This is a genomic window from Streptomyces sp. NPDC002838 (assembly GCF_040295365.1).
Classification (GTDB): Bacteria; Actinomycetota; Actinomycetes; order Streptomycetales; family Streptomycetaceae; genus Streptomyces.
The window spans coordinates 25,264-51,300 of sequence record NZ_JBEOVF010000048.1 but is presented as its reverse complement, the minus strand read 5'-3'; the positions used below and the strand labels follow the sequence as shown (position 1 = coordinate 51,300).

The following is a 26,037-nucleotide window of genomic DNA, read 5'->3' as shown; positions in this document are numbered from 1 at the left end:
CCTTCAGCGGTGCGGCGGTTCACCCCTGTGGTCAGCGGAACGCGGCCTGGCCGGTGATCGCCTGGCCGACGACGAGGGTGTGCATCTCACTGGTGCCTTCGTAGGTCAGGACGGACTCCAGGTTGTTGGCGTGGCGCAGCGGTGAGTACTCCAGGGAGATGCCGTTGGCGCCGAGGATGGTGCGGCACTCGCGGGCGATGGCGAGCGCCTCGCGGACGTTGTTGAGCTTCCCGACGCTGATCTGCTCGGGCCTGATACGCCCCTGGTCCTTGAGCCGGCCCAGGTGCACGGCGAGCAGTGCGGCGCTGCCGAGGGACACACTCATGTCGGCGATCTTCTTCTGGGTGAGCTGGAAGGCGCTGATGGGCTTGTCGAACTGCACGCGGGAGTCGGCGTACTCGATGGCCGTCTGGAGCGAGTCGCGGGCCGCGCCGACCGCGCCGAACAGGATGCCGAAGCGGGCCTCGTTCAGGCAGGACAGCGGTCCGCGCAGGCCCTCCGCGAGCGGCAGCCGCGCCGAGTCGGGCAGCCGGACGTTGTCGAAGTACAGCTCCGAGGTGATGGAGGCGCGCAGCGACATCTTCTGCTTGATGTCCTGCGTGGTGAAGCCCGGCGTCCCACGCGGCACGAGGAAGCCGCGGATGCCGTCCTCGGTCTGCGCCCAGACGGTGGCCACATCGGCGATACCGCCGTTGGTGATCCACATCTTGGAGCCGTTCAGGATCCAGTCGTCGCCGTCGCGGACGGCCCTGGTGCGCATCCCGGAGGGGTTGCTGCCGAAGTCGGGCTCGGTCAGGCCGAAGCAGCCGATGGCCTCACCGGCAGCCAGCCGGGGCAGCCACTGCTGCTTCTGCTCCTCCGACCCCCACTTCCAGATGGAGAACATCGACAGCGAGCCCTGTACGGAGACGAAGCTGCGGAAGCCGGAGTCCGCCGCCTCCAGCTCCAGGCAGGCCAGGCCGTAGCTGACCGCGTTGGTGCCGGCGCAGCCGTACCCTTCGAGGTGCATGCCGAGCACGCCCAACTTGCCGAGTTCCGGGGCGAGTTCACGGGCGAAGTGCGCGTTCTCGAACCACTCGCCGATGTGCGGGCGCACCCGGTCGGCGAGGAACTTGGCGACGGTGGCCTGGATCTCACGTTCCTCGTCGGAGAGGGTGGAGGCGAGGTCGAGCAGGTCGAGAGGGTCGTTCATCGGCTTGCGGCTCATCGTGTGCTCCTGGTGGTTGCGGTGGTCGGTTCGGTCGGGGTGCCTGCGCCTGGACCGGTCATGTGGCCGCTCCTTTCGGCGCGGAGGAGTGGTCGGACAAGCGGTGGAGAATCTCCGCGGTGTGCTGGCCCAGGTGCGGCGGCGGCAGACGGTACCGCGCGGGTGTCTCGCTCAGCGCGATGGGGCTCGCGACCTGGCGAGAGGGCCTGCCCTCTGATCCTTCGGCGGGTGCGGCAGGGACGTCGACGATGCCGGGAAGGCCGAGTTGCCGGGCGAAGCCGAATGCCTCGTCGAGGGTGTTGACCGGTCCGGCGGGCACGCCCGCGGCCAGCAGGACGGCCGACCAGTGGTCCGCGCCGGCGACGCCCAGCCGTTCGGTCAGGATGTCCCGGAGGGCGGCGCGGTGGGCGACCCGGTCGGCATTGGTACGGAAGCGGTCGTCGAGAGCGAGACCTGGATCCCCGACGATCTCGGCGAGCGCCGCGAACTGCCGGTCGTTGCCCACCGCGATCGCGATCGGGCGGTCGGCGGCCGGGAAGGTCTCGTACGGCGCGATGCTCGGATGCGCGTTGCCCAGGCGGCCGGGAACCACACCGGCGACGGCGAACGCCGACGCCTGGTTGACCATGGCCGACAGCAGCGAACCGAGCAGGTTCACCTCCACTCGCTGCCCCTCCCCCGTGGCGTCCCGGTGCCGGAGGGCCGCGAGGATGCCGAGCGAGGCGTGCAGCCCGGTGATCACGTCGACCAGGGCCACACCCGCCTTCACCGGCTCCCCCTCCGCGTTCCCGGTCACGCTCATCAGACCACCGACGGCCTGCACGAGGAGGTCGTATCCGGGGATACCCGCGCCCGCACCGCTGCCGAAACCGCTGATCGAGCAGTAGATCAGCTCCGGGTGCCGGGCGCGGAGTTCGCGAGGGCCGAGTCCCAGCCGTTCCATCGTGCCGGGACGGAAGTTCTCCACCAGCACATCGGACTCGGCGACCAGGGCACGGGCCTGTTCGAGGCCGGCCTCGGTCGTGAGATCCAGGACGACGGACTTCTTGTTCCGGTTGACGCTGAGGAAATAGGTCGACGTGCCGTCGTGGTCCGCCGGCGGGTGCCAGGCCCGGGTGTCGTCCCCGATGCCCGGCCGTTCCACCTTCACCACCTCGGCGCCGAGATCGGCGAGGAGCATGGTGGCGTAGGGCCCCGCGAGAACCCGGGAGAAGTCGGCGATGCGCAGACCGTCCAGCGCGCCGCGCCCCGCTCCGTCGAGAACGCCGGCCCATCCGTCCGACGCGTTGTGCTGGGTGCCCACGCACCCTCCTCTCTGATCGTCTCCGCTACGCGAATGTTGCCCCGCCCGAGCCGTGTCCCGTCACCACCAGCGCTCCAACGGCGGTGCCGGGTCAGTGAGTTCGGCGACCGGAAGGCCCTGGCAGTGCGGGTCGACGGCCTGTATGACCTTCACCCGCGCCCCAACGGACACCGCGATCGGCGCCGTCCTGGTGACCTGGCAGACAAGGGTGAATCCCTCGTCCATCGCGACGAACCACGTGTTGTGCGGGGCGGGTCCGTTGCGGCGAACGACGACCCCGGCACCCACGCTGCGCTCCCGTCTGAGGGCCATGGACCCGCAGGCACGGCAGAACGAACGGCGGTAGGCCGGAGTGCCGCACCAAAGGCAGCGCTGGAAGACCAGCCCGCCGCAGACCGCCGGTGCGGCCGACGCGATCGTGGCGGCGGCAGCCGCTTCGTGGTGTTCCCGGAACTCGGTGTGTTCACGGGTGTCTGTCTGGAGCATCACGGCCTCCTGCGCTCGGTTCGGTGACCGGAAACGGGTGATCGGAATCCGATGTGGCTCCACCACCCTGGCCCCGCCGCGGATGGCCGGTCAACGACGAGCTGACGCATCTTTGTGCGCGGAACGCGTTCCATTCGCTGAGGTCAGAGCCGGTTTCCCGGCGCTACTCTCACAGTGGGGCCGTCCCGTGCGCGGTTCGACCGGGTCCTGCCCCGGGGAACGGGCCGTCGAAGGAGGGAGGATCACGCGTCGACGACCGGGAGGTGCGCGAGCCGGGGTCCCAGCGCGCGCAGGACGTACGACAGCGGTACCCCGAGGGGGGCCAGTCGCCCCGTCAGTGGCGCTACTACGCCGATACACAAGGAAGTTGACGACATATCAGTCCGAACCGCCCGCCCTTTGCCGGATTCTTGTCCCGTGCGAGGGCCGGTGCCTGCCGCTTCGGCGGACGCCGAGTGTCAGGCACCGGCCCCGTCCCTCACCGCTGCGCCGATACGGCTGCTCAGTGGGCGGAGTTGTCCACGGTGACGCAGGTGGTCCGGCTGAACACCGCCACCGTCTCGTTGCCACAGTTGTTGCTGTGGCCCGAGGCGTTGCGTGCGAACAGGAGGTTGGACAGGACGCCGCCGCTGGGGCCCGCCTGGTCCCCGCCGCTCTTGCCGTTGTCCTCGGCCACACAGGTGCGCTCCTTGAAGAGCGCCAGCTTGCCCGTGCCGCGGAGGTTGGCGTGGCCGGAGGAGTTCCTGCCGGAGACGTTGGACGGCACACCGCCCGCCCCCGTGTCGCCGTCACCGGCATTGGGCCGTGGCCGTGCCGGCGGGAACCGCCATCAGCATCATCGAGGCCACCACCGCGATACGCCGCGCGCTGTACATCTCTGTTGTTTCCTTCCGCTGGATCGGTCCCGGCCGTGTCGGCCGGGTCACCAGACCTAACGACGCCGCGAATGACCGGCACGGCCTCGACGAGGTGAATCGTCTGCAAGACGGTTGAACAGGTACTCCGACGTGATGCCAGGTCCGTGGCAGTTGACGAGGGGAGACGGGGCCGCCCTTCCCTCCCCGCCGTCCACAAATGTCCCTTCGGGGCGAACATTTGACCAAGTGCCCGAATAGGAGGCCATATTTGGGTTGCCTCGGCCCGAGGTGTAACGCGGCAGTGCCTGCAAAACGCTGAGTTAGGCAGGAACGAGTTACCGCCCGGCGCCGAATCACAGCACGCCGGGTGGCCCTGTCGACAGAACAACACGTCAGATCGGATTTCTTGTGAGCAACACCGACCCGGTTTCCGGATACCAGACGTACGACCAGCCCCCGAGGCCCGACCGCTCCGTGCGCAACCAGACCACCGCACGGCGGACAGCCCTTGTGATCTGCACGATCGCCGATGTCGCAGCCGGTTTGCTGGGCCTGTGGATCCTCCTCTACCTGCTCGACGCGAACAGCGCGAATCCATTCGTCGAGTTCGTGCACGGGACGGCGGACTGGCTGGCCGGATGGGCACAGGACATTTTCACTATGGACACAGAGGGGCTACGTGTCGTCCTCAATTACGGTCTCCCGGCCGTTATCTATTTGCTGATCGGTCATGGAATCGCCGCCCGGCTCAACCGGACCTGACCGCATTACGGGCTACTCCGCCCATCGGAAAGAGAGCACGACAGCGGAAGGAGCGGTGCTTGTGACACGCACCACCAGTGAAAGCGATGACTTGCCGATCTACGAGCACCTGGTGCGTGAACGCGGTGACGCTGTGGCGGAGGCCCAGATGGCTGCCCAGCACACGCAGCACCAGGCAGCGGAACTGCTGGGCGGGCACCGGGCCGACCAGCCATACCGGCCAACGGGATAGCGGCGGCAGGCCCACCACAGCGTTCACCGGCCGGCATGCCTACGGCTGAGAAGAGGGTGAAGGGGGCGGCCTGTCAGGGCGTCGATCATGTCGGTACGCGGCCGGCCTTCATGTCGGTACGCGGCCGGCCTCGTCAGCGATCCGGGCGCTCTTGATACGCGATCCGCTCCCCCCACAGCCGCGGACTTGGCACGGTAGGAGCATGACAAGCACCGACCAGGACGCCCCGGACATGCCGAACTCCCCCGACACGACCGGCAGTACGACAGACGACACGACAGGCCGTTCCGGCCGCGTGACCGCCGCCCAGGCCATGCGCGGCGCGGCGGCTCAGCTCGCCGAGCTGCTCGGCACCACCCCGGAGTCCGTCTCCGCCCTGCGGCCCGCGCAGGACGGCTGGACGGCGGACGTGGAGGTCGTCGAGTTGGAACGGGTCCCCGACACCATGACCATCATGGCGAGCTACCGGGTCAGCCTGGACGAACAGGGCCAACTCCTCGGCTACGAGCGGGTGCGGCGCTATGCCCGCGGCCAACTCGACCGGGGGCGTTAGTGGTCAAGAAGCACTCATGTACGTGAGGACTTGGGCGGGGGCGGGCCGGCGTCCGGCAGGCGCCGGTCCGCCACCCGCACGGCTGCCGACTCCAACTCGGCTGGCACGCCTGCGACTTCACCGTCGCTGACCGGCTCATTCCTCCCAACTCGCCGGAGCAGCAGGCCTCTCACGTCTTCTCGCGGGGCTGTTCTCGTTTCGCCGTGAACACGACCGCTGCCGCGCCCGTACCTACAAGCAGCACTGCGCCCGCCCGTTGCCGGTGCCGTACCAGCCGCGTACGGCACCACCAGGCCATGCGAGGTCGGCCGGTGCCGTGTCCGAGAGCGGAGCCCAGCGAGAGGAACCGAACCGTGACCGTCATGACGCAGAGCGGCGGAATGCAACCCGCCGCCACATCGAGCGGTTCGGGCACCGCCGGCCTCTACGACATCCTCGAACTCATCCTGGACCGGGGGCTCGTCATCGACGTGTTCATCCGTGTCTCCCTGGTCGGCATCGAGATTCTCAAGATCGACGTACGCATCGTCATCGCCAGCGTCGACACGTACCTCCGTTTCGCCGAGGCCTGCAACCGCCTCGACCTGGAGGCGGGCCGCAAGGCCCCCGCCCGGCTCACCGACATCGTCGGCGACATGGTCGAGAGCGGCGCCAGGGGCAAGACCGGCGGCGCGATCAGCGGCGCCATCGACGCGATCGGCGACGTCTTCGACCGCGACGGCAAGGAGGAGCGGTGAGCAGCACCCCGCCGACCGAATCCCGAGCGGAACCCGCCCCGGAACCGACGCCCGACCCGCCCCTGTACGTCTACGCGATCACCAGCGCCGAGCACCCCTTGCGGCTCGACGGACTGCGGACCGTCGGCGGCCTCGCCGGCTCCCTGTCCACGGTGGTCCATGGCGGGCTCGCCGCGGTCGTCAGCCCCGCACCCCCTGAGCTGCGTCCCAAACGCCGTGACCTCGCGGCCCACCAGGCGCTGCAGGAGCGGCTGATGGCCGACGGAGCGGTCCTCCCCATGAGGTTCGGCATGCTCGCCCCGGACGACGCGGCCGTCAGAACGGCTCTGGAGGAGAACGGCGCGGAGTACACCCGCAGGCTCGCCGAGCTGCACGGCACCACCGAGTTCAACCTGAAGGCCGCACGCGCCCAGGACGACCTGCTGCGCGAGGTGCTCGACGAGTCCGACGAGGCCCGCCGTCTCAACGAGCGCACCCGCGACGGCAACGGCACCTACGAGGAGCGCGTCGCCCTCGGAGAGCTGGTGGCCCGGCAGGTCGACGCCCGGCAGCGGCTGCTGGCCGACCAGGTCGTCCTGCAGCTGTCCGGACTGGCCCGTGCCCAGGTCGAGGCCGCCCCGGCGAAGGACGACTTCCTCAACGTCTCGTTCCTCGTCGAACGCGCCCGCGCCCGCGAGTTCACCGAAGCCGGACAGCGGCTGGCGCGCGACTACGGCGAGGCCTACGACTTCCGGCTGCGCGGGCCCCTGCCCCCGTACAGCTTCGCCGCCTGATCCATGGGCCTGCTGACCGGCATCCTCGCCCTCCCGCTCGCGCCCCTGCGCACCACCCTCTGGGCCGCCGAGCAGGTACTGAACGCCGCCGAAGCGGAGTACTACGATCCGGCCCCCGTCCAGCAGGCCCTCGTCGAACTGGAACGCGCCCTGCTGGACGGCCGGATCGACGAGGCCGAGTACGACCGCCGCGAGGACGAACTGCTGGACCGACTCGACGAAATCACCGAGTGGAGACGAGCCCCTCGACCATGACACAACCGGTAGCGGGCGGACTCGGCGGAGCACCCCGCCTTCCCTCCCCGTACGCCCAGGGACCCGGCGGCCAGGCCGCCAATCTCGCCGACATCCTCGAACGGGTCCTCGACAAGGGTGTGGTGATCGCGGGCGACATCCGGATCAACCTGCTCGACATCGAGTTGCTCACCATCAAGCTGAGACTCGTCGTCGCCTCCGTCGACAAGGCCAAGGAGATGGGCATCGACTGGTGGGAGAACGACCCCTCCCTCTCCTCCCGGGCCGCCCGCCCGGACCGGTCGCTCGTGGAGGAGAACGAACGCCTGCACGCCGAGATCGCGGCGCTGCGGGCGGCCGACAGGAGCCAGAACCCATGACCGACACGGACATCGTCTATGCCTACGCGGTGTTGCGCCGCACGCCGGAGGCCGACCAGGCGGTCGCCGACCTGCGCGGCGTCGCCGGCGAGCCGATACGCCTCGTGGAGTCAGCGGACCGCGCTCCGCAGCTGGCCGCGGCCGTGGGCCCCGTCCCGGCCGCGGACTTCGACGAGGCACCCCTCAAAGCCCATCTGGAGGACCTGAGCTGGCTGGAGTCAACGGCCCGCGCCCACCACGCCGTCGTCGCGGCCCTCGCCGGGCTCGGGGACGCCGTCCTGCCGCTGCGCCTGGCCACCGTCTACCGCGACGAGGACCGCGTCCGGCAGACCCTCGGCGCCCGCCGCGACGACTTCCTGCCCCTGCTGGACCGTCTGACGGGCCACGTGGAACTCGGCGTCAAGATCTACGCCGCCGCGGAGACCCCGGACGCCGCACCGTCCGACACCGACCCGGTCCCGGCCGCGGACCTCAACCCCGGCCGCGCCTACCTCGCCGGACGCCGCCGCAGGCGCCGCACCGCCGAGGACGCCTGGCACGCGGCCACCCGGACCGCTTCCCGCCTCACCGACACGGTCGCCACCCTCGCCGTCGACCACGTCGCCCACCGCCCCCAACGCGGGGATCTCGCCGGCCCGGTCCCCGGCACCAACGTCAGCAACGACACCTACCTCGTCCCCGCCGACCGCGTCGACGACTTCCGCACCCGTGTCCTGGCAGCCGCCGAGGGCCTCTGCGGTGTCCACGTGGACGTGACCGGCCCCTGGGCCCCCTACTCCTTCGCCCTTCCCCCGGAGCCCGCCCGGTGACCGTCGACTCCCTTGCCGACCGCCCGATCGCCCTCATCGACCTCCTCGACCGCCTCCTCCAGGGCGGCGTCGTCGTCACCGGCGACCTCGTCCTGTCCATCGCCGACGTCGACCTCGTCCGCATCGACCTCCGCGCCGTCATAGCCCCCGTTGCCGCCGCTGCCGTCGACACCGCCGCCACCGTCGACGCGGCCCACCCCAGTCCCCTGCTGTGAGGCCTCCATGCCCCCGCCCCCGGGCACCCGTCCCGCCCACCGCCTGTCCACCGACCCGGACACCGTCGAGCGTGACCTGGTCAAACTCGTCCTGACCGTCGTCGAACTCCTCCGCCAGCTCATGGAACGCCAGGCCCTCCACCGCGTCGACAACGACGACCTCACGGAGGAACAGGAAGAGCGCATCGGCCTTACGCTGATGCTCCTGCACGACCGTATGGAAGAACTCTGCGCCCGTTACGACCTGCGTTTGGAAGACCTCAACCTGGACCTGGGGCCGCTGGGGACTCTCCTGCCGACGACCGGCTGAACACAGCGATGGCGGACTTCCTTCGCAAGCTTCAGGGCTTGAGCGGGTGGGACCGGTCCCGGGCCACATGCTCCAGGATGGCACTATGCAGACCATGCGCATCGGCTGGTTGCAACAGTTGATCGACGCCCCGACGGAGAGCGTGATCGGCATCCGCGCACCGCAACAACGGGAGCAAGCAGCAAGCCTGCATCTGCACCCGCCCTTGCGAAACAGGTTGCTGTGGCGTCTGAGCAATACCCGGCGGAACCGGAAGCTGCGACGGGACTTCGACGCGGTGGACGCGCAGCTTCGGACGGAGTTCGATGCGGCGCTGTCCGACTGTCAAGAGCAGGCCGGCGACCTGTCGGCTCATGTGGACGAACAACAGCGACGCATGGCCAAAATCCGGCAGCGGGAGGACGAACGCCGGCGCCGGCGCGGCCCTGGAGGGAACTCGGCATCCGGCCCGTCTACCACCTACGGCAGCGACGCCGGTGGCGGTGCGAGCGGGTTCGCGGGAGGTTCCTTTTGAGCTCGGTTCACCTCGCGGGTCATGACAGGCCGTAGTCGAAGCGCTTCGATGCCGCTGCAGGACTCCGTTGGGTAGTTGTTGACATACGAGAGGCCCGCGTGCGAACTTTCGAAGCGCTTCAACGATTTCTGGCTGTGCGGCCCGCCTCCGCGTTACCGCGCCCGTTCGCCACCAGCCGCGCCGACTGCCGCCCGCCCGAGGGGTTGCCCGCTGTGAGTACCGCTTCATCACGGCCTGACCACCGCCCGCCGGACCTCTCGGCCCCGCGCGGACGATGGCCCGCGGCCCACTCCTCCCGACCACACTCCTCAGGACGGACATGGCGTTCTTCGACAATCCCGTGATCCCCGGCTTCAGCCCGGACCCGAGCATCTGCCGGGTCGGCGACGACTACTACGTGGCGACGTCCAGCTTCGAGTACGTACCGGGCGTACCGATCTGGCACAGCCGCGACCTGGTGCACTGGCGGCTGATCGGGCACGCGCTGGGCCGGCCCGCGCAAATGGAGCTGCCCGACACGGCTCCCTCCTCCACCGGGGTGTACGCGCCCACGCTGCGCCACCACGACGGCCTGTTCTGGCTGATCACGACCGTGGTCGCCGGGGCGGGCAACGTCCTGGTGACCGCCGAGGACCCCGCAGGACCGTGGTCGGATCCGGTGCCGGTCGGCGTGCCGGGTATCGACCCCGACCTGGCCTGGGAGGAGGACGGGACCTGCTGGTGCGTGTTCTCCTCGGGCGGGATCCGCGGGGTCCGTATCGATCCGAAGTCCGGCGAACTGCTGGGCGAGCCGGTGCCGATGTGGTCGGGCAGCGGGCTGCAGTATCCCGAGGGCCCGCACCTGTACCGGGTCGGCGACTGGTGGTACCTGCTGCTGTCGGAGGGCGGCACGGAACGCGGGCACGCGCTGTCGCTGGCCCGGGCCCGCACGCTGCCGGGACCGTTCGAGCCTCACCCGGCCAATCCCGTGCTGTCCCACCGCAGTACCAGCCATCCGGTGCAGAACACCGGCCACGGCGACCTGGTGCGGGCGCACGACGGCACGTGGTGGATGGTTCTGCTGGGCACCAGGCCCCGCGGCGACACACCGATGTACCACGGCATGGGCCGGGAGACGTTCCTGGCGCCGGTGCGGTGGGAGGACGAGTGGCCGTTGCCCGGGCCGCTGGAACTGCGTGCACAGGCCCCGGCGCTGCCGCCACATCCCTGGCCGCAGGAGCCGGACCGGGACGACTTCGACTCGCCCGCGCTCGCGCCGTGCTGGGTGTCGCTGCGACGGCAGGACCCGGAGGCCGTACGTCTCGACGAGCGGCCGGGCCAGCTGGTGCTGCACGCCCGCGCGGACAGTCTCGACAAGCCCGGCACGCTCTTCGTCGGGCGACGACAGCGCGACCCCGACTGCACCGCGCGCACACTGGTCGACGTCGCCGAGGGCGGCCGGGGCGGGCTCGCGGTACGGCTGGACGAGGCGCACCACTACGAGGTGGAGGTGAGTGACGGCACGGTCCGCGCGGTCGCCAGGATCGGCCCCCTGCGCCACGCCGCCGCCGAACGGGCCGTGCCCTCCGGCCCGGTGAAGCTGCGCATCGACGTGACGACCTCCGACGTCCTGCCGCCCACGGTCACGACCCGGCCCACGGGCCCGGACGCAACTCCCCCGCCCGGCCTCCGGGTCGGCGGCCCGGACACCCTGCGTCTGGGCTACGAGACGGACAGCGGCGACTTCGAGATCCTCGCCGAACTCGACGGCCGCTACCTCACCACCGAGGTCGCCGGCGGTTTCACCGGTCGTGTCTTCGGCATGTACGCCACGCGGGGCAGTGCTGCCTTCGACTGGTTCGAGTTGCGGGCAGCTTGACAGGTGCTCACCCACCCCGGCCGCGCTGAACTGACCTTGCGGCCGGGGTGCCCATGCGTCGCTCCGGGCAGCGCTGCACCGGCACCGGGCAGGTGGACCCAGGGCGAGGTGATCACGTCGCACCTCGGCCTCGTGGAACGAGCCCGGCATCCGGTAGCAGTACGCCACCAGTTCACCCCGGTACGGTTCGAAGTCCACCGGTCCATCTCGGCTACGGGGCGGCTCCGCGGGCCGGCTTGTCGCCACCGTGACGTCCGTCCTTCGACAGGCACCTGTACCGGCCGCCGATCACGAAATTTCCCGTACCGGCACCGCGTTCTTCCCGCACCGGCATCCCAGTGCCGGCTCGGCCGGGGCGCGAGGGGGGAATCGGTGCGGAGGACGAGGCGCAAGAGCGGGCTGCGGATCGCCGTTGTCGGCGCGGGAATAGGCGGTCTGACACTGGCCGCGGCGCTGCGGGCGGCCGGCGTTCGCTGTGTGGTCTTCGAGCAGACGCGGAAGTTCTCCGAGATCGGCGCGGGCGTCCAGCTCGCCCCGAACGCCGTGCGACCGCTGCATCGGCTCGGACTCGGTCCCGCGCTCAAGGAACGCGCTGTACGGCTCGAGGCGATCGAGTTCCACGGCTGGCAGGGTGCTTCCATCGCCCGCACCGAGTTGGGGGCCGACTGTGAACGGCTTTTCGGTGCCCCGTACTACAGCGTGCACCGCGCGCATCTGCACGATGCGCTGCGGGAACTGTCCGAGCCCGCCGGACTCCGGCTCGGCCACCGGCTGCTTCGGGCGGAGGAGTCCGCGGACCGGGTGCGCTTGTTGTTCGACGACGGCACCACCCATGAGGCCGACCTCGTCGTGGGCGCCGACGGCATTCACTCCGTCGTCCGTGACGCACTCGTACGGGAGGCCCCGGTCTTCTCGGGCCTGAGCGCGTTCCGCGGGCTGGTGCCGGCCGACCGCTTGTCACCGGCCGCGCGACAACCCCGGGTCAGGCTGTGGTTGGGGCCGGACGGGCACTTCGTGTGCTATCCCGTGTCCGGGGGCGAGCTGATCAGTTTCGCCGCGATCTCCTCTGTCAGCGCCCCGCTCACCGAATCGTGGTCGGCCACGGCGGATCCGGCCACGGTGCGCGGCGCCTTCGACGGCTGGCACGGCGCGGTCTCCGAGATCCTTCACACCGCCGACCAGGTCCGTCACTGGGCGCTGCACGACCGTGAGCCGCTGCACAGGTGGTCAACGGACCGAATCACCCTGCTGGGTGATGCCGCGCACCCCATGCTGCCGTTCATGGCGCAGGGTGCGAACCAGGCGATCGAGGATGCGATGGATCTCGCGGCATGCCTGGCCGAGGCCCGTCCGCAGACAGTGCCCGCGGCATTGCGCCGGTACCAATCCCTTCGTGCTCCGCGCACCGCCGAGATACAAAGCCGTTCCCGGAGCGCCGCGGCCGAACTGCACCTCGCCGACGGCCCAGAGCAGCGAGCACGCGATGAGGCCATGCGCCGCTCCGCAGCCCTGCGGCACAGGGCATGGCTCTACTCCCATGAGACGGAGGACGTTCGGTCGCCCCTCGCATGACCGTCGCCACCGCCCCCTCCGAGAGCGGCCGTGCAGCCGCCGGCGCGTCGAGTCACCACCGCGCCGGCGCGGTGCTCCCCCTCGCCCGGGCCCCGTGATCCGTGCCGATGCGGGTCCGTCAGCCGTACGGCGGCTCGCCACGGCCGGCTTGCTCCTGCTCAGGAGCCGGCGGCGGAGCTGTCGTGGCCCGTGGGATCACGTGGGTGGGCAGGATGATGTGCCGCTTGTGGTCCGCGTCCGCGACGTTGATGAGCTTCAGGGCGAGTTCGCCGGCCACGTGCCCCATGGTCGAGGGCAGTTGGGCCACCGTGGACAGGTCTGACCACTCGGCCAGTGGCTGGTCGTCGAAGCCGAGGACGGACATCCGCCCGGGTACCTCGATCTGCGTTCTGCGCAAGGTCGAGATGGCGGAGACGGCCAGTTCGTCGTGCTCGGCGAACAGGGCGGTGGGTGGTTCCCGCAGGCTCAGCAGCTTCCCGACCGCTTCCAGGGTGGCGCGCCTGTCCTGGGCCTGGGCCGACACCACCAGGTCGTCGTCCGGCGGGATGCCCGCCTCGGTGAGCGCCTGGCGGTAGCCGAGCAGCCGCTCGTGCGAACTGAAGGTGAAGCCGCTGGCGCCCACCGTCGTCATGAAGGCGATCCGCCGGTGTCCGAGGTTGAGCAGATACCGGGTGCCCTCGCGGGCTCCGGCCACGTCGTCGACGTACACGCTGGGGCGGCCCTCGACGTGCTGGCTGACGTAGATGACCGGCATCCCTAGGTCATCCAGCCGCGCGCTCTCCTCGTCGGTGAGGTCGAAGGAGAACACCAGCAGGGCGTCGGCGTTCCGGCGGGCGGGGAGATGCTCGAAGAACGAGGCCCGCTCGGTCAGGTCGGGGATGACGTAGACGGACAGCTGCATGTCGGCCGCGCGCAGCCGCGGTCCCAGGCTGGACAGCGCCGAACCCATGAACCACGAGGTGAGCGTGGGCACGAGCACTGCCACGACCCCGGTCCTGCCGGTGACCAGACTCGCGGCCTGCCGCGAGACCGCGAAGTTCAGCTCGCGGGCGGCCTGTTCGACCCGGGCGCGGACCTCCGGTGAGACGGTCGGCAGGCCGCGCAGGGTGCGCGAGACGGTGGACGGGGAGACCCCGGCCCGTTCGGCGACATCGGTCATCGTGGGGTGCCGCTGAGCTGGAGGCATGAGCGGACGCTAACACGGCTGACCCGTCTGAGAGGCCCCACTGTGACAGCGCTGTCACGACTCCCTTCCGAGACAAAAGCTCCTCCTATCACTGCAAAAGCCGCATAAAGGGCGCAGTATTCAGCCAAGCCTTGCCCGCATTACCGGGAATTTGCGGATTGTTTTCCCCAGGTTGCCTGCCTGTCATGCAAACGTTGCCACGGCGGAGTCGAAGCCGTCACCGTGAAGTCATCCATTCAGGGCTTTGACCTGCGCTTTCTTCCACAGAACCCCGTGACAACTCAGTCGCGGCTCCGGTTTCGCACGACCAGGAGAGAGACAGTGCAGAAGATCAGGACCACAAGAGCTCTTCAGTGTTCGGCAACGCTCGTCGCCGCCGGGCTGTTGCTCACCGCCTGCGGCTCGTCCGGCGGCAGCAGTGCCGCGGCGCCGGCCCAGAACACCTCCTTCAAGGGCCGTGGGCCCATCACGTACGTGGCCGGCAAGGACACCACCGGCACCGTGCAGACGATCATCAACCGCTGGAACAAGCTGCACCCGAAGGAGAAGGTCACCTTCATCCAGCTCCCGACGGATGCCGACTCCCAGCGACAGCAGATGATCCAGAACGCGGAGACGAAGTCCGACGCCTACACGGTGCTCGCCACCGATGTCGTGTGGACGTCGGAGTTCGCCGCCCACCAGTGGATCGAGCCCCTGCCCGCGAACCGGTTCCCGTTGCAGAAGATGCTGCAGCCGGTGGTGGAGACGGCGAAGTACCGCGGCAATCTGTACGCGGTCCCGGCTAGTTCGAACGGTGGCATGCTGTTCTACCGCAGCGACCTGTTGAAGAAGGCCGGCATCAGCCAACCCCCGTCCACCTGGGCGGAGATGACGGCCGACTGCGCCAAGGTGAAGAAGCTCCCCGAGGCCAAGAACATGTCGTGCTACGCCGGGCAGTTCCAGAAGTACGAGGGCCTGACGGTGAACTTCGCCGAAGCCGTCGACTCCGCGGGCGGTCAGATCACCGACGCGAACGGCAAGCCGGACGTCGACACCCCGCAGGCGAAGAAGGGCCTGGACTTCCTCGTCGACTCCTTCAAGGACAAGACGATCCCCAAGGAGGCCATCACCTACCAGGAAGAGGACAGCCGTCAGGCCTTCCAGGCCGGAAAGCTGATATTCCTGCGCAACTGGCCGTACGTGTACTCCCTGGCGGACAAGAGCAAGATCGCGGGCAAGTTCGCGGTCGCGCCGCTGCCCGGCCTGAACGGGCCCGGCTCCTCCAGCCTGGGCGGTTCCAACCTGGCCCTGTCGTCCTTCGCCAAGAACAAGGCGACGGCCCTGGACTTCATGAAGTTCTTCAGCAGCGAGCAGAGCGCGAGCTACTTCCTGAAGAACGCCTCCCTCGCCCCGCCGTACGCGGACCTGTACAACGACGCGGCGCTGGACAAGCAGTATCCGTACCTGCCCGTCCTCAAGCAGTCCATCACACATGCCGTGCCGCGCCCGCGGGTCGTGCAGTACGGCGATGTGACGTCGGCGATCCAGCAGGAGGTCTACGCCGCGCTGACCGGCAAGAAGAGCAGCGCGCAGGCGCTGAAGGACCTGCAGGCGGACCTGCAGAAGCTGACGGCGCAGTGAGGAGTGGGGTGATGGCCGACACCAAGGTCCCGCCCGGAACCGCCGCACACGAGTCCGGCGGCGCGCCCGGCAGCCGTACCGGGCGGCACTCCTCGCCGCCGAACGCCGGCCGCACACGAGCCCGTGCCACCGCGGGCACGGGGCGGCTGGCCGCCCTGCTGGTCTCCCCTACGCTCCTCGTGCTGACGATCGTCGTGATCTATCCGACGATCATGGCGCTGAACGAGTCGCTGTACGGACCGAAGGGGCTGGACCCGAAGACCGGTTTCATCAGCAGCACCGAGCCGTTCGTGGGGCTGAGGAACTACACCGACATCTTCTCCCAGGCCGGGGACCGGTTCTGGAACGCCTTCTGGAACACCACGTTGTTCACCGTCGTCACGGTGTCGCTGGAGACGGTGATCGGTGTGGCCATGGCGCTGATCATGCACAAGGCGTTCCGGGGCCGGGCCCTGGTGCGGGCCGGCATCCTCGTGCCCTGGGCGATTCCCACGGCCATCTCCGGCCTGCTGTGGCGGTGGATCTTCAACGCCGACGGAATCGCCAACGTTCTCATCGGACATCAGGTCCTGTGGACCGCCGACGGCTTCCAGGCCAAGATCGCGGTCATCATCGCCGACGTGTGGAAGACCTCTCCCTTCATCGGGCTGCTGGTCCTGGCGGGCCTGCAGGTGATCCCGAAGGAGGTCTACGAGGCGGCCCGGATCGACGGGGCCGGCGCCCTGGCCCGGTTCTGGCGCATCACCCTGCCCCTGGTGAAGCCCGCGCTGCTGGTGGCGGTGCTGTTCCGGTGCCTGGACGCACTGCGGATGTTCGACCTGCCGTACATCCTCATCGGCGCGCAGAAGGGCTCGGTGGAAACCCTGTCGATGCTCGCGCAGAACGAGGCCTCCAACGTCCGCTTCGGACCGGCCTCCGCCTACGCGGTGCTCCTCTTTCTCTACGTCTTCCTCATCGCGCTCGCCTTCGTCCGGCTGCTGGGCGCCGACCTCGTCGGCGATGCCGGCGGCGCCGGCGGCCGGCGTGCGGCCCGGGGCAGGCGCCGAGGCCTTGTGGCACCGCGCCGTGCGGAGGTGACGGCATGATCCTCACGGCCAAGTGGCGTCAGTGGCTGCCTTACATGGGTGTCGCCGCCGTGGTGGCCTACTGCCTGGCCCCTTTCTACTGGATGCTGGTCTCCAGTCTGCGGCGCAGCACCGACATCTTCAGCACCTCGCTGTTTCCCCATCCGTTGTCGTTCGAGAACTACCGCGCGGTGTTCAGCCCGTCCCAGGGGTTCTCGCGCGCGTTGCTCAACAGCCTGATCGTCGCAGGCATTACGACCGTGCTGTCGTTGCTGCTGGCCACGTTCACCGCGTATGCGATGGCCCGGCTGGAGTTCCGGTTCAAGCGGCTGATCCTCACATTGATCATCGCCACCTCGATGTTCCCGGTGGTGTCGATCGTGGTTCCGCTGCTGAAGCTGTTCACGGACATCGGCTGGATCAACACCTACCAGGCGATGATCGTGCCCAGCATGTCCTTCACGCTGCCGCTGGCGGTGTGGAACCTGACCACGTTCTTCCGGCAGATGCCGGACGAGTTGGAGCACGCCGCCATGGTCGACGGCTGCACCCGCGGCCAGGCGTTCCGCAGGATCATCGTTCCCCTCGCCGCACCCGGCATCTTCACCACCGCGATCATCACGTTCATCGCCGCCTGGAACGAGTTCCTCATCGCCCTGTCGATGACCAACAAGCCCGGCATGCAGACCGCGACGGTCGCCATCTCGAAGTTCAGCGGCGCAACGACTTACCAGACTCCGTACGGCAGTCAGATGGCGGCGGGCGTTCTGGTCACCGTCCCTCTGGTGATCATGGTGCTCGTCTTCCAGCGCCGTATCGTCGCCGGACTCACCTCGGGCTCGGCCAAGTAGCCACCCGTCCACCATCCGAGGAGAACCACAGCAGCATGCCCAGCACCGCACCGTGGTGGCGCAGCGCCGTCATCTACCAGGTCTACATCCGCAGTTTCGCCGACGGGAACGGTGACGGCGTCGGTGACATCGCCGGCATCCGCTCTCGTCTGCCGTATCTCAAGTCGCTCGGCGTCGACGCCATCTGGATCAATCCGTGGTACGAGTCGCCGATGGCGGACCACGGGTACGACGTGGCGGACTACCGCGCGATCGACCCGCTGTTCGGCACGCTTGCCGAGGCCGAGCAACTCATCGAGGAGGCGCACGAGCACGGGATCCGCGTCATCCCCGACATCGTGCCCAACCACACCTCCGACCGACACGCTTGGTTCCGGGCGGCGTTGGCCGCCGGGCCCGGCAGCGCGGAGCGGGAGCGCTACGTCTTCCGCCCCGGCCGGGGGCCGAACGGGGCCGAGCCGCCCAACGACTGGGTCTCCTGCTTCGGCGGTCCGGCCTGGACGCGGCTGCCCGACGGGGAGTGGTACCTGCATCTGTTCGCCCCTGAGCAGCCGGACCTCAACTGGGAACACCCCGAGGTACGGGCGGAGTTCGAGTCGATCCTGCGGTTCTGGTTCGGCCGGGGCGTGGACGGCTTCCGTATCGACGTGGCGCACGGGCTGGTGAAGGACCCCGAGCTGCCCGACCTGCCGCCCCGCGAGGAGCCGGCGGGGGTGCTCGGGCCGCTCTCCCGCCGGGACGACGCGGACGGGCCGACCCGGATACGGCAGCACCTCGACCACCCGCACTGGGACCGCGACGAGGTGCACGACATCTACCGCGCGTGGCGCAAGGTGGCCGACGAGTTCCCCGGCGACCGGTCGTTCGTCGCCGAGGCGTGGGCGGACACGCCCGAGCGGCTCGCCGCCTACGTCCGCCGGGACGGGCTGCACACCGCGTTCAATTTCGATTTTCTGATGGCGAGTTGGGGCGCCAAGGACCTGCGCGCGGTCATCGACGACTCGCTCGCGATGCTCGGGGCGGTGGGCGCGCCGGCCACCTGGGTGCTCTCCAACCACGACGTCATGCGCCACCCCAGCCGCTACGGCCGCGAGACTGTCAGGCGCTGGGTGGCCAACGAGCCGTACCGGCCCGAAGGTCCACTGGACCTGGAACGGGGCCGGCGACGTGCCCGTGCGGCCGCCCTGCTGATGCTCGCCCTGCCGGGCGGCGCCTACATCTACCAGGGCGAGGAGCTCGGTCTGCCGGAGGTCGAGGACCTGCCCGAGGCCGTGCTCCAGGACCCGATCTGGGAGCGGTCCGGGCACACCGACCGCGGGCGCGACGGCTGCCGGGTGCCCATCCCCTGGTCGGGACGGACCGCGCCGTACGGCTTCAGCCCGGCGGGTGCCTCCGCCGCGCCCTGGCTACCGCAGCCGTCGCATTGGGGCGAGTTCAGCGTTCAGGCGCAGACCGGTGACGAGACATCGATGCTGGAGCTGTACCGCTCCGCCCTGCGGCTGCGCCGTGAGCTCCCCGCGCTCGGCGACGGCACCCTGACCTGGCTGGAGGCCCCTGACGGGGTTCTCGCCTACGGTCGCGCACCGGGCTTCGCCTGCGTCGTCAACCTCTCGGCCGAGGCGCATCCCCTGCCCGAACACACCTCCCTCCTGCTCTCCAGCGGCCCCGTCGAAGGAGGCCTGCTGGCGCCCGATCACGCGGTCTGGCTCGCGGTGTAGCGACCGGGGCGCTCACGCGGAGCGCTCGGCGGTCAGCCGGAGGCCGCTGCCGGCTTGTCCGGTGCCGGTGGCTGGGGTCGGCGTGCCGGTGTGGTGGTGTTGTCCGCCGCCGGTGCGGGCATCCGGTGGAACGCCATGGCCATGGTGTCGGGTTTGACGGTGACGACGGCCTTCGCGCGGGGAGGGCGCGAGATGAGTTCGAGGCGGGGCCAGATTTGCAGGATGGTCGCCAGGATGATGTGCAACTCGCTCCACGCGAAGTTCTCCCCGATGCACTTGCGGCGTCCGTCGCCGAATGCGAGGAACGATCCGCGGGTGGTAGGGGCGCGCTCGGACGTCCAGCGGTCCGGGTCGAAGAGAGCCGGTTGGGGGAAGTAGTCAGGGTCGTGCTGGTGGAGATATGGGCTCCAGACGACGTCGGATCCCTCCGGTATGCGGTGACCGCCCAGGTTCACGTCCTGGGTGACGGTCCTGGTCACCATCCATGCCGGTCCGTACTTGCGGACGGCCTCCTGCAGCACCTGGCGGGCGTACGGGAGTTGGTCCAGGTCGTCGTAGCGCAAGGGGCGATCGGGGCAGACCGAGGCCAGTTCGTCCCGCAGGCGTTGTTCGATCTCGCGATTACGGGCGATCTCGTACAGGGTCCAGGCCAGTGTGGTACCGGTCGTCTCGATCGCGCCGGTCAGCAGCGTGATGACCTCGTCCTGCAACTGCTGCCGCGTCAGCGGGTCCTCGGCCGTGAGCAGGGTGGTGAACAGCCCGTCGCGTTCCTGTGCCGGGGCGGCGTGCGGGCATCCCGCAGGCTCGGTCGAGGTGTCCGCGGATGCGGAGGGCGGATGCGGCGCCCTGCTGGTGTGATGGTCGATGGCTTGGTCGATGAGGGCACGCAACCGGGCGACGCGCTCCGCGTGGGCGCGGTTGGCGGGCAAGGGCAGGCGCGTGACCCAGGGGGGAAGGACGGTCTGACGGATCGTCCCCTTCATGATCGCGGGCATGAGGGCGGTGAACTCGCCCTGGAGGTGTGCGGGGAGGTCCGTGTCGAACAGGGCCACGAGGAACGCGGCGAGCGTGACGTCGTTCATGTCGGCGTACACGTCACGGGGTTCGGCTTCGCCCCATGCGCTGATCATCGCCCGCACCTGCTCGATCATGGCGGTGCCGCGGGTGGCGATGTGTGCCTTGTTGAACATCGGCTGCATCAGGCGGCGATTGCGCAGATGCGTGTCGCCGTCGGCGACGGTGGCGAGTCCGTCGCCGAAGAAGACTCTCAGCGCGTCGATGATCTTGCCGCCCTTGGCGTAGTGCACAGCGTCCGTGACGAGGACTCGACGGGTCAGGGCGGGGTCGGTCACGACGTACGCGGGCGTGGGACCTATGCGTATCCGCACCACGCTGCCGTGCCGGCGCAGCGAGGTGATGAAGGCCAACGGGTCGCGGGTGAGGCGGTGGGCGTGGCCGATCAGAGGGAAGGCTCCCGGAGCAGTGGGGGTGGCGGCGGCTGTGGCTGGCGAGGCGTTCACGGCGCTTGGCACTCCTCGAGTGGGGGTCCTTGCGGCCGATGCATGCCCAAGATCGCGCGGCGGAATTCCTGCTCGGAGTGATCGCTGCGTCACACAGGGCACGGCCTGCGCGTCGTCGAGACCGGCGGACCTACCCGAATGCCGCTTATGGACGGAACTTGCGCGTGATCTCGTACGATGGTCTCGCCGGTGTTCTCGCCGCGCAGCCTTCCCGGGAACGCGTCCGCGATGCGCTCGAACCCGTCGACCACCGTCTCGTCCAGCGAGAGCCGGCCGGTGCGCAGATGCGGTATCGCGAACTCCTCCAACTCCTCTTGTAGGTCAAGGTAGTTGTTGACCACGAAGCCCTCCATGCGGAGGTTGCCCCCTCGACGCCGCCGGCACCACGACTCCGACGGCCGCGGCTACCAGCAGGAGTTGACGGAGTCGCGTGCGGCCCGCGCCCGGTCCGCTCTACGGTGTCCGGGTGAATGACGTGAGCCACGACGCGTACTGCACCGAAATCGGTTCCCGGACCGACGAGTTGCGCACAGCCGTGCGGTCCGCCAAGGCGGGCCCGGCGGCCACCCCCGTCGTCGCCTGTCCCGGCTGGACCCTCACCCAGCTCGCCCGCCACGTCGGCGGCACCCACCGCTGGGCGGCGCAGATCGTCCGCACCCGGGCCACCGGCCTGGTCCCCCACGACCTGGTCGACGACGTCTCCTCGCCCGGCCCCGAGACCCCCTCCGCCCTGGACGCCTGGCTCGCCGAGGGCGCCGCGGAGCTGACCGGCGCTCTGCGCGAGGCGGGTCCCGACGCCCCGCTGTGGACGGTCGCCCCGAGCGGCACCGCGCTCTTCTGGGCCCGTCGGATGACCCACGAGACGACCCTGCACGCCGCCGACGCGGCTTTCGCCACGGGCGCCTCCTTTGCCGTACGGGAGGACCTGGCCCGGGACGCCCTGGACGAGTGGATGGGCTTCGGCGCGCTGCCCCGGGTCCTGGAGGCCGCCGGGCCCGACGCCCCGCCGCTCACCGGCCCGGGCCGCACGCTGCACCTGCACGCCACCGACGCGCGCGACGCCGAGTGGCTGGTCGACCTCACAGGCGTGCCGATCACCTGGAGCCACGCCCACGAGAAGGCCGCGGTGGCGGTGCGCGCCCCGCTCACCGACCTCGTCCTGCTCCTCTACGGCCGCCGCACCCCGGCCGACGCGGCCGTCGAGGTGTACGGGGATGTGGACCTGCTGACCCTGTGGCTCGAACGATCCGGCTTCTGGCTCCGCAAATAGGCCCCGGCCAGGAATCCTTCAAGATCTGACACCGGCAGCCCCGGATGCCACACCGTGGCACGCGCCTGTCGCCGTCCCTCGGGACACGGTTCGCGGCACAGTAGGGGGCATGAACGCAGACGACAGGAACATCCTGGCCCGGGGACGCGTGGCGACCAGGCTTCCAGCCCAGGATCTGGACCGGGCGCGGCGTTTCTACGCCGAGCAGCTCGGCCTTGAGCCCGTCGACGAACGGCCCGGTGGGCTGCTGTATCGGTGCGGCGGGACGGAGTTCGCCCTGTTCAAGTCGACGGGAGCTTCGCCCGGCACCTCCACCCAGATGGGGTGGGAGGTCGACGACGTCGAGACAATCGTGTCGGAACTCAAGCAGCGCGGCGTGGTGTTCGAAGAGGTCGACCTGCCCGGGTTCCGAACGAAGGACGGGATCGCCGAGATCGACGGGAACTACCCGAGCAAGGGCGCAGGGGGTGAACGCGCCGCCTGGTTCCGTGACAGCGAGGGAAACCTGTTGGGCATCGGCGAGCCGGTCGTCTGAGCAGCGCACGATGGCCCGAGAAGCGCGCGGCGAGCATGGCCGGCGTCGTTCGCGGCCTTTCAGGCGTGTCCGGGGACGGCGACGCGAAGCTCGAGGAGCTGTTGCGTGTGCGCGGGTACGTGGTCTTCGGCGAGGCCGTCGATGAGGCTTGCCAGCGGAATCGGCTGGTCCAGCACGAGTGCGTCGTTGGAGAGAAGGAGCGAGGGAACCGGAACCGAGGCGGCTTGCTCGCTGAGCTGATCGGCGATGTCGCACAGGACGGCGGCCTGGCTCCGGACGTGCTCCATCAGGTCCGACCGGCCCGAGTGCTCGGCGATGATCCGGTCGAGATTCCAGGTGTCGAGGCAGATCCGGTTGTCGAAGGTGGGTCGCGCGCCGGCGACGACGCCCAGGGCGACCGCTGCGATCGAGGCGTCAACGCTGAGGAGATGAGCCAGTATTTGGTCGGCGTTCCATCCTCCGTCGTGGGCGTCGCCGAGGTCGGGGACGGCCGCCGCATCGAACAGCCTGTCGTAGGCGCCGCGAAGTGCTGTCGTGTCCATAGCGTGCTTCCCTTCAGTCGGGGCGTGCCGCACTCGAATCCCGCTCCGCTGCCTCAGCGACACGTTTGATGTTCGCCAGCCTCCGGTCCCAGTCGGCCGCGAGCGAGGCCATCCACCGTGCCGTCGCGTCCAGCGCCGCGGGCCGCACGGCGTACCGCACCTCGCGTCCGACCCGGCCGCCGGAAACCAGCCCGGCGGCGTCCAGGACGGCGAGGTGCTTGACCACCGCCTGCCGCGAGACGGGAAGTCGTTCGGCGAGCGTCGTGGCTGTGGCCTCACCCTCTGCGGCGAGCAGGTCAAGCAGCTGACGTCGTGTCGGGTCGGCCAGCGCACCGAGGACGCTGTCGACGACCTCGGCGGCGCCGGGACGTTCTTCCGTCACGTGGAGGGCTGTTCGGCGCGGGTCTTGAGCGCGTCGAGCTCCAGGGGCCAGCCTTCGGTGTGATCCTTCAGGTTCTGGCTGCGCAGCTCCTCGGATCCGGCCAGCGCCGCGAACCCGCTCTCGACGACGCGCAGCCGCGTCTGGTCGCCTTCCTGGGTCAACGTGAACTCCACGAGGGTGCTGTTGTCCTCGCGCAGCTCTTCTCCGGGGAACGCGCTGGTCCAGCGGTATGCCAGGTACGTAGGCGGCTCGACCTTCTCCACCCGCACCGGGAAGTCGCCGTGCTCGGCGTTCTTCGCCACCATCGACTCGCCCTCCTTGGCCACGGTGCCGGGCAGGCTCGCTTTGTCGGCCACCCAGAAGCCGGGTTGGGCCACCAGCGACCAGACCCGCTCCAGGGGTGCCGCGATCAGGGTTTCGCGTTCGATCCGGTCCTCGCTCATGAGGGACTCCTTCATCGCCACCATCAGATGCAACCCCAGAGTTGCACATCCCCCTACCCGGGTGCAACCCCAGGGTTGCACCCGGGTACTCACGACCAGCCCCACGCGGCACCGTTGACATAAGGACGGCTTTGACAAAAATGAAGTCAGTTCAGGAAACGGCTCGACCGCATGCCGCGCACACACCCTGGACGGCCTGCCCGAGTACACGACGTAACGAACGTCAAGAAGGGGTGAGTGCGAATGCCGGACCATCGGACGGTCGACCTGCTCGTCATCGGGGCGGGGATGGCCGGACTTACGGCGGATGCGAGAGCCGCGCGCAACGGGTGTCCGTCGCGGTCGTCGATCGGTTCGACGCCCGAACGGCGGCGGGTGAGGAACCGGTGCCTGGCCGCCGCCTCGACCGCATGCCGCTCGACGAACCGCCCTACTACGTCATCGAGGCGGTGCCGGCCATCACCTTCCCGTTCCACGGAGTCCGCATCGACGACCGGGCACCGGTCCTGGGCAAGGACGGTGCGCCCGTGGAGGGGCTCCTCGCGGCCGGTTCGGACACCGGAGGCCTGTGGCACCGGGCCCACGCCGTTGGCATCGCGTCGGCCCTCGCGTTCGGACTCACCGCGGCCGGGACCGCAGCGGTTCGCGCCGCACCCCAAGACGCACCGGTGCCGGGGCGGGTCACGAGCACCGGGGAGACGCGGTGACGATCGGCCGTGAGGTCCGGCCGATCGCCTATCCTCGCGGCGAGGTCCGGGCGTCGGAATTTCGCCTCGTCGAGGTCGGGGTGCGACAGCCGCGGCCGGGCGAGGTGCTGGTCCGGAACACGTGGACGTCCGTCGACGCCGCTCTCCGGCTGCGGCTCCGGGAGAAGGCGCCACCGGGATACTTCCCGGCGTTTCCCCTCGAAGAGCCGATGGACGGGATCATGACCGTCGGGGAGGTGCTCGAGTCCCGCGCCGAGGGGTTCGCCCGAGGTGACACGGTGTGGCACGCCTCCGGCTGGCGCGACTACGCGGTGGTCGAAGCGGAGAGGCAGGCGCTCGGCGGTGTCGGCACACTCACGAAGCTCGACGTAAGCACGGCTCCGCCACAGGCCCACCTCGGTGTACTCGGCGGCAATGGACTCACCGCCTACGCCGGCCTCTTCCATGTCGCGGGCCTGCGTGACGGAGACGTGGTGTGGGTCTCCGCCGCGGCCGGCGCTGTCGGCAGCCTCGTCGCACAGATGGCGAAGATCCGCGGGCACCGCGTCATCGGCAGCGCCGGTTCCGATGAGAAGGTGCGCTACCTCCTGGAGGAGCTCGGCCTGGACGCCGCGTTCAACTACAAGCGCGGCACCCTTCCCGACCTGCTGCGCGAGGCGGCGCCGGACGGCATCGACGTGTACTTCGACAACGTCGGTGGCGACCATCTCGAGGCCGCTCTCGGCGCGCTGCGGAGGTCGGGCCGCGTCGCGATCTGCGGCATGATCTCGGAGTATGCGGCAGAGGAGCCACCGAACGGCCCTGGAAACCTCATGCCGGCAGTGACGAAGGGCCTGACGATGCGCGGCTTCCGCGGCAGCGACCACACCCACTTGCTGCCCGAGATGAGACGGCAGACGGGTGCGTGGGTCCGCGAGGGCCGCCTCCACTGCCGTGAAACGGTCGTCGACGGGCTGGCCCAGGCACCGGCGGCGCTCGCGTCCCTGCTCCGGGGCGACAACACCGGCAAGACGCTCGTGCGGATCGACGATGTCAGGCATCGTGAGAACGCCGGCGGCTGAGCAGGCCGGGTAGCACTCGGGAGCGCCTGGCCCACCGAGCCCGGTGCCCTTGCCGCCGTCGCCACCCTCATCGGGGCGAACGACTGATGGTGCCGCCCCCACTGCACCAGCGCCGCAACCCGATCGCGATCGAACTGAAATGAGTTCAGTAAGCGCACTGTCGACCGGTCACGCGGCCAGAACACCCAGGCGGTGGCGGCGCATACCCCACAGACTGACCACCACCCAGCACTGCAGCGCAACCAGCGGGGGGAAATATCCTTCTTACGGTCACTACGGACGCGCTCCACCCGCAGGCGAGCCAGCCTTACCGAGCACGACCGCCCATCGACC

At 69.6% G+C, this 26,037-nt stretch carries 32 protein-coding genes; 22 read left to right on the top strand and 10 right to left on the bottom strand.

Going from position 1 to position 26,037, the window contains the following annotated elements; translation table 11 throughout:
• Nucleotides 1-31 precede the first annotated feature (31 nt).
• The 4 genes from ABT063_RS40575 to ABT063_RS40560 all read right to left on the bottom strand — a co-directional run bounded on the left by ABT063_RS40575 (nucleotide 32) and on the right by ABT063_RS40560 (nucleotide 3,762).
• On the bottom strand, nucleotides 32-1,207 hold the full coding sequence (locus tag ABT063_RS40575; protein WP_351065861.1) for an acyl-CoA dehydrogenase family protein: 1,176 nt from the start codon (nucleotides 1,205-1,207) through the stop codon (nucleotides 32-34).
• A 58-nt stretch (nucleotides 1,208-1,265) separates the two neighbouring features.
• Entirely contained in the window at nucleotides 1,266-2,510 is a 1,245-nt protein-coding gene (locus tag ABT063_RS40570; RefSeq protein ID WP_351065859.1) for a CaiB/BaiF CoA transferase family protein, read from the bottom strand.
• Nucleotides 2,511-2,570: 60 nt separating this feature from the next.
• Nucleotides 2,571-2,996 carry a PhlB family protein gene (locus tag ABT063_RS40565; RefSeq protein WP_351065857.1) on the bottom strand — a complete coding sequence of 142 codons (426 nt, stop codon included), beginning with the start codon at nucleotides 2,994-2,996 and terminating at the stop codon, nucleotides 2,571-2,573.
• Nucleotides 2,997-3,498: 502 nt separating this feature from the next.
• Nucleotides 3,499-3,762, bottom strand: coding sequence for a hypothetical protein (locus ABT063_RS40560; protein ID WP_351065855.1), 264 nt, complete (start codon nucleotides 3,760-3,762; stop codon nucleotides 3,499-3,501).
• Between the two features lie 38 nt (nucleotides 3,763-3,800).
• Between ABT063_RS40560 and ABT063_RS40555 the strand changes: the two genes are divergently transcribed.
• The 14 genes from ABT063_RS40555 (at nucleotide 3,801) to ABT063_RS40490 (ending at nucleotide 12,802) form a co-directional block, all read left to right on the top strand.
• Nucleotides 3,801-3,989, top strand: coding sequence for a hypothetical protein (locus ABT063_RS40555; protein ID WP_351065854.1), 189 nt, complete (start codon nucleotides 3,801-3,803; stop codon nucleotides 3,987-3,989).
• A gap of 272 nt (nucleotides 3,990-4,261) precedes the next feature.
• Nucleotides 4,262-4,615: a hypothetical protein gene (locus ABT063_RS40550; RefSeq protein ID WP_351065852.1), complete on the top strand. Its 354-nt coding sequence runs from the start codon at nucleotides 4,262-4,264 to the stop codon at nucleotides 4,613-4,615.
• Nucleotides 4,616-4,676: 61 nt separating this feature from the next.
• The gene (locus tag ABT063_RS40545) at nucleotides 4,677-4,847 is read left to right on the top strand and encodes a hypothetical protein (protein ID WP_351065850.1); all 171 of its coding nucleotides are present in this window, start codon (nucleotides 4,677-4,679) and stop codon (nucleotides 4,845-4,847) included.
• Between the two features lie 202 nt (nucleotides 4,848-5,049).
• Nucleotides 5,050-5,400, top strand: a complete 351-nt coding sequence (locus ABT063_RS40540) for a gas vesicle protein GvpO (RefSeq protein ID WP_502990981.1) — start codon at nucleotides 5,050-5,052, stop codon at nucleotides 5,398-5,400.
• A 353-nt stretch (nucleotides 5,401-5,753) separates the two neighbouring features.
• Entirely contained in the window at nucleotides 5,754-6,137 is a 384-nt protein-coding gene (locus ABT063_RS40535) for a gas vesicle structural protein GvpA (RefSeq protein WP_502990980.1), read from the top strand.
• Nucleotides 6,138-6,199: 62 nt separating this feature from the next.
• Entirely contained in the window at nucleotides 6,200-6,910 is a 711-nt protein-coding gene (locus tag ABT063_RS40530) for a GvpL/GvpF family gas vesicle protein (protein ID WP_351065897.1), read from the top strand.
• 3 nt (nucleotides 6,911-6,913) lie between these two features.
• A complete protein-coding gene (locus ABT063_RS40525; protein WP_351065848.1) occupies nucleotides 6,914-7,165 on the top strand; it encodes a gas vesicle protein GvpG in 252 nt (83 codons plus the stop codon).
• Nucleotides 7,162-7,524: a gas vesicle protein gene (locus ABT063_RS40520; protein ID WP_351065846.1), complete on the top strand. Its 363-nt coding sequence runs from the start codon at nucleotides 7,162-7,164 to the stop codon at nucleotides 7,522-7,524. The genes ABT063_RS40525 and ABT063_RS40520 overlap by 4 nt, the downstream gene beginning before the upstream one ends.
• Nucleotides 7,521-8,333, top strand: a complete 813-nt coding sequence (locus tag ABT063_RS40515) for a GvpL/GvpF family gas vesicle protein (protein WP_351065844.1) — start codon at nucleotides 7,521-7,523, stop codon at nucleotides 8,331-8,333. The genes ABT063_RS40520 and ABT063_RS40515 overlap by 4 nt, the downstream gene beginning before the upstream one ends.
• Nucleotides 8,330-8,548, top strand: a complete 219-nt coding sequence (gvpJ, locus tag ABT063_RS40510) for a gas vesicle protein GvpJ (RefSeq protein ID WP_351065843.1) — start codon at nucleotides 8,330-8,332, stop codon at nucleotides 8,546-8,548. The genes ABT063_RS40515 and gvpJ overlap by 4 nt, the downstream gene beginning before the upstream one ends.
• Complete coding sequence (locus tag ABT063_RS40505) at nucleotides 8,484-8,858, top strand: gas vesicle protein K (RefSeq protein ID WP_502990979.1); 375 nt, start codon at nucleotides 8,484-8,486, stop codon at nucleotides 8,856-8,858. Before gvpJ ends, ABT063_RS40505 begins: the two co-directional genes overlap by 65 nt.
• 85 nt (nucleotides 8,859-8,943) lie before the next feature.
• Nucleotides 8,944-9,372: a hypothetical protein gene (locus ABT063_RS40500; protein WP_351065842.1), complete on the top strand. Its 429-nt coding sequence runs from the start codon at nucleotides 8,944-8,946 to the stop codon at nucleotides 9,370-9,372.
• A gap of 319 nt (nucleotides 9,373-9,691) precedes the next feature.
• Entirely contained in the window at nucleotides 9,692-11,230 is a 1,539-nt protein-coding gene (locus tag ABT063_RS40495) for a glycoside hydrolase family 43 protein (RefSeq protein WP_351065840.1), read from the top strand.
• 372 nt (nucleotides 11,231-11,602) lie between these two features.
• The gene (locus tag ABT063_RS40490) at nucleotides 11,603-12,802 is read left to right on the top strand and encodes an FAD-dependent monooxygenase (protein WP_351065838.1); all 1,200 of its coding nucleotides are present in this window, start codon (nucleotides 11,603-11,605) and stop codon (nucleotides 12,800-12,802) included.
• Between the two features lie 118 nt (nucleotides 12,803-12,920).
• On the opposite strand, the gene ABT063_RS40485 is transcribed toward ABT063_RS40490, so the two are convergent.
• Nucleotides 12,921-13,988 carry a LacI family DNA-binding transcriptional regulator gene (locus ABT063_RS40485; RefSeq protein WP_351065837.1) on the bottom strand — a complete coding sequence of 356 codons (1,068 nt, stop codon included), beginning with the start codon at nucleotides 13,986-13,988 and terminating at the stop codon, nucleotides 12,921-12,923.
• A 321-nt stretch (nucleotides 13,989-14,309) separates the two neighbouring features.
• Between ABT063_RS40485 and ABT063_RS40480 the strand changes: the two genes are divergently transcribed.
• From ABT063_RS40480 to ABT063_RS40465, 4 genes are read left to right on the top strand one after another with little or no spacing between them, the layout of a single operon-like run.
• Nucleotides 14,310-15,611 carry an ABC transporter substrate-binding protein gene (locus ABT063_RS40480; protein ID WP_351065836.1) on the top strand — a complete coding sequence of 434 codons (1,302 nt, stop codon included), beginning with the start codon at nucleotides 14,310-14,312 and terminating at the stop codon, nucleotides 15,609-15,611.
• An 11-nt stretch (nucleotides 15,612-15,622) separates the two neighbouring features.
• Nucleotides 15,623-16,696 carry a carbohydrate ABC transporter permease gene (locus ABT063_RS40475; RefSeq protein ID WP_351065834.1) on the top strand — a complete coding sequence of 358 codons (1,074 nt, stop codon included), beginning with the start codon at nucleotides 15,623-15,625 and terminating at the stop codon, nucleotides 16,694-16,696.
• Entirely contained in the window at nucleotides 16,693-17,526 is an 834-nt protein-coding gene (locus ABT063_RS40470) for a carbohydrate ABC transporter permease (protein ID WP_351065832.1), read from the top strand. Before ABT063_RS40475 ends, ABT063_RS40470 begins: the two co-directional genes overlap by 4 nt.
• Nucleotides 17,527-17,561: 35 nt before the next feature.
• Nucleotides 17,562-19,244, top strand: a complete 1,683-nt coding sequence (locus tag ABT063_RS40465) for a glycoside hydrolase family 13 protein (RefSeq protein ID WP_351065830.1) — start codon at nucleotides 17,562-17,564, stop codon at nucleotides 19,242-19,244.
• Nucleotides 19,245-19,276: 32 nt separating this feature from the next.
• Here ABT063_RS40465 and ABT063_RS40460 read toward each other — a convergent pair whose 3' ends face one another.
• On the bottom strand, nucleotides 19,277-20,764 hold the full coding sequence (locus tag ABT063_RS40460; RefSeq protein WP_351065828.1) for a cytochrome P450: 1,488 nt from the start codon (nucleotides 20,762-20,764) through the stop codon (nucleotides 19,277-19,279).
• Between the two features lie 89 nt (nucleotides 20,765-20,853).
• The gene (locus tag ABT063_RS40455) at nucleotides 20,854-21,117 is read right to left on the bottom strand and encodes a hypothetical protein (protein ID WP_502990978.1); all 264 of its coding nucleotides are present in this window, start codon (nucleotides 21,115-21,117) and stop codon (nucleotides 20,854-20,856) included.
• Nucleotides 21,118-21,230: 113 nt separating this feature from the next.
• Between ABT063_RS40455 and ABT063_RS40450 the strand changes: the two genes are divergently transcribed.
• Together ABT063_RS40450 and ABT063_RS40445 are read left to right on the top strand one after the other, a co-directional pair.
• Entirely contained in the window at nucleotides 21,231-22,034 is an 804-nt protein-coding gene (locus tag ABT063_RS40450) for a maleylpyruvate isomerase family mycothiol-dependent enzyme (RefSeq protein ID WP_351065827.1), read from the top strand.
• Nucleotides 22,035-22,143: 109 nt separating this feature from the next.
• A complete protein-coding gene (locus ABT063_RS40445; RefSeq protein ID WP_351065826.1) occupies nucleotides 22,144-22,569 on the top strand; it encodes a VOC family protein in 426 nt (141 codons plus the stop codon).
• A gap of 59 nt (nucleotides 22,570-22,628) precedes the next feature.
• On the opposite strand, the gene ABT063_RS40440 is transcribed toward ABT063_RS40445, so the two are convergent.
• From ABT063_RS40440 to ABT063_RS40430, 3 genes are read right to left on the bottom strand one after another with little or no spacing between them, the layout of a single operon-like run.
• Nucleotides 22,629-23,111: a hypothetical protein gene (locus ABT063_RS40440; protein WP_351065824.1), complete on the bottom strand. Its 483-nt coding sequence runs from the start codon at nucleotides 23,109-23,111 to the stop codon at nucleotides 22,629-22,631.
• A gap of 13 nt (nucleotides 23,112-23,124) precedes the next feature.
• A complete protein-coding gene (locus ABT063_RS40435) occupies nucleotides 23,125-23,493 on the bottom strand; it encodes an ArsR/SmtB family transcription factor (protein WP_351065822.1) in 369 nt (122 codons plus the stop codon).
• On the bottom strand, nucleotides 23,490-23,936 hold the full coding sequence (locus tag ABT063_RS40430) for an SRPBCC domain-containing protein (protein ID WP_351065820.1): 447 nt from the start codon (nucleotides 23,934-23,936) through the stop codon (nucleotides 23,490-23,492). The genes ABT063_RS40435 and ABT063_RS40430 overlap by 4 nt, the downstream gene beginning before the upstream one ends.
• A 140-nt stretch (nucleotides 23,937-24,076) precedes the next feature.
• Here ABT063_RS40430 and ABT063_RS40425 point away from each other — a divergent pair, with 140 nt between their 5' ends.
• Both ABT063_RS40425 and ABT063_RS40420 read left to right on the top strand, forming a co-directional pair.
• The gene (locus ABT063_RS40425) at nucleotides 24,077-24,643 is read left to right on the top strand and encodes an FAD-binding protein (protein ID WP_351065818.1); all 567 of its coding nucleotides are present in this window, start codon (nucleotides 24,077-24,079) and stop codon (nucleotides 24,641-24,643) included.
• Nucleotides 24,640-25,704, top strand: coding sequence for an NADP-dependent oxidoreductase (locus tag ABT063_RS40420; protein ID WP_351065816.1), 1,065 nt, complete (start codon nucleotides 24,640-24,642; stop codon nucleotides 25,702-25,704). The genes ABT063_RS40425 and ABT063_RS40420 overlap by 4 nt, the downstream gene beginning before the upstream one ends.
• The last annotated feature ends 333 nt before the right edge of the window (nucleotides 25,705-26,037 follow it).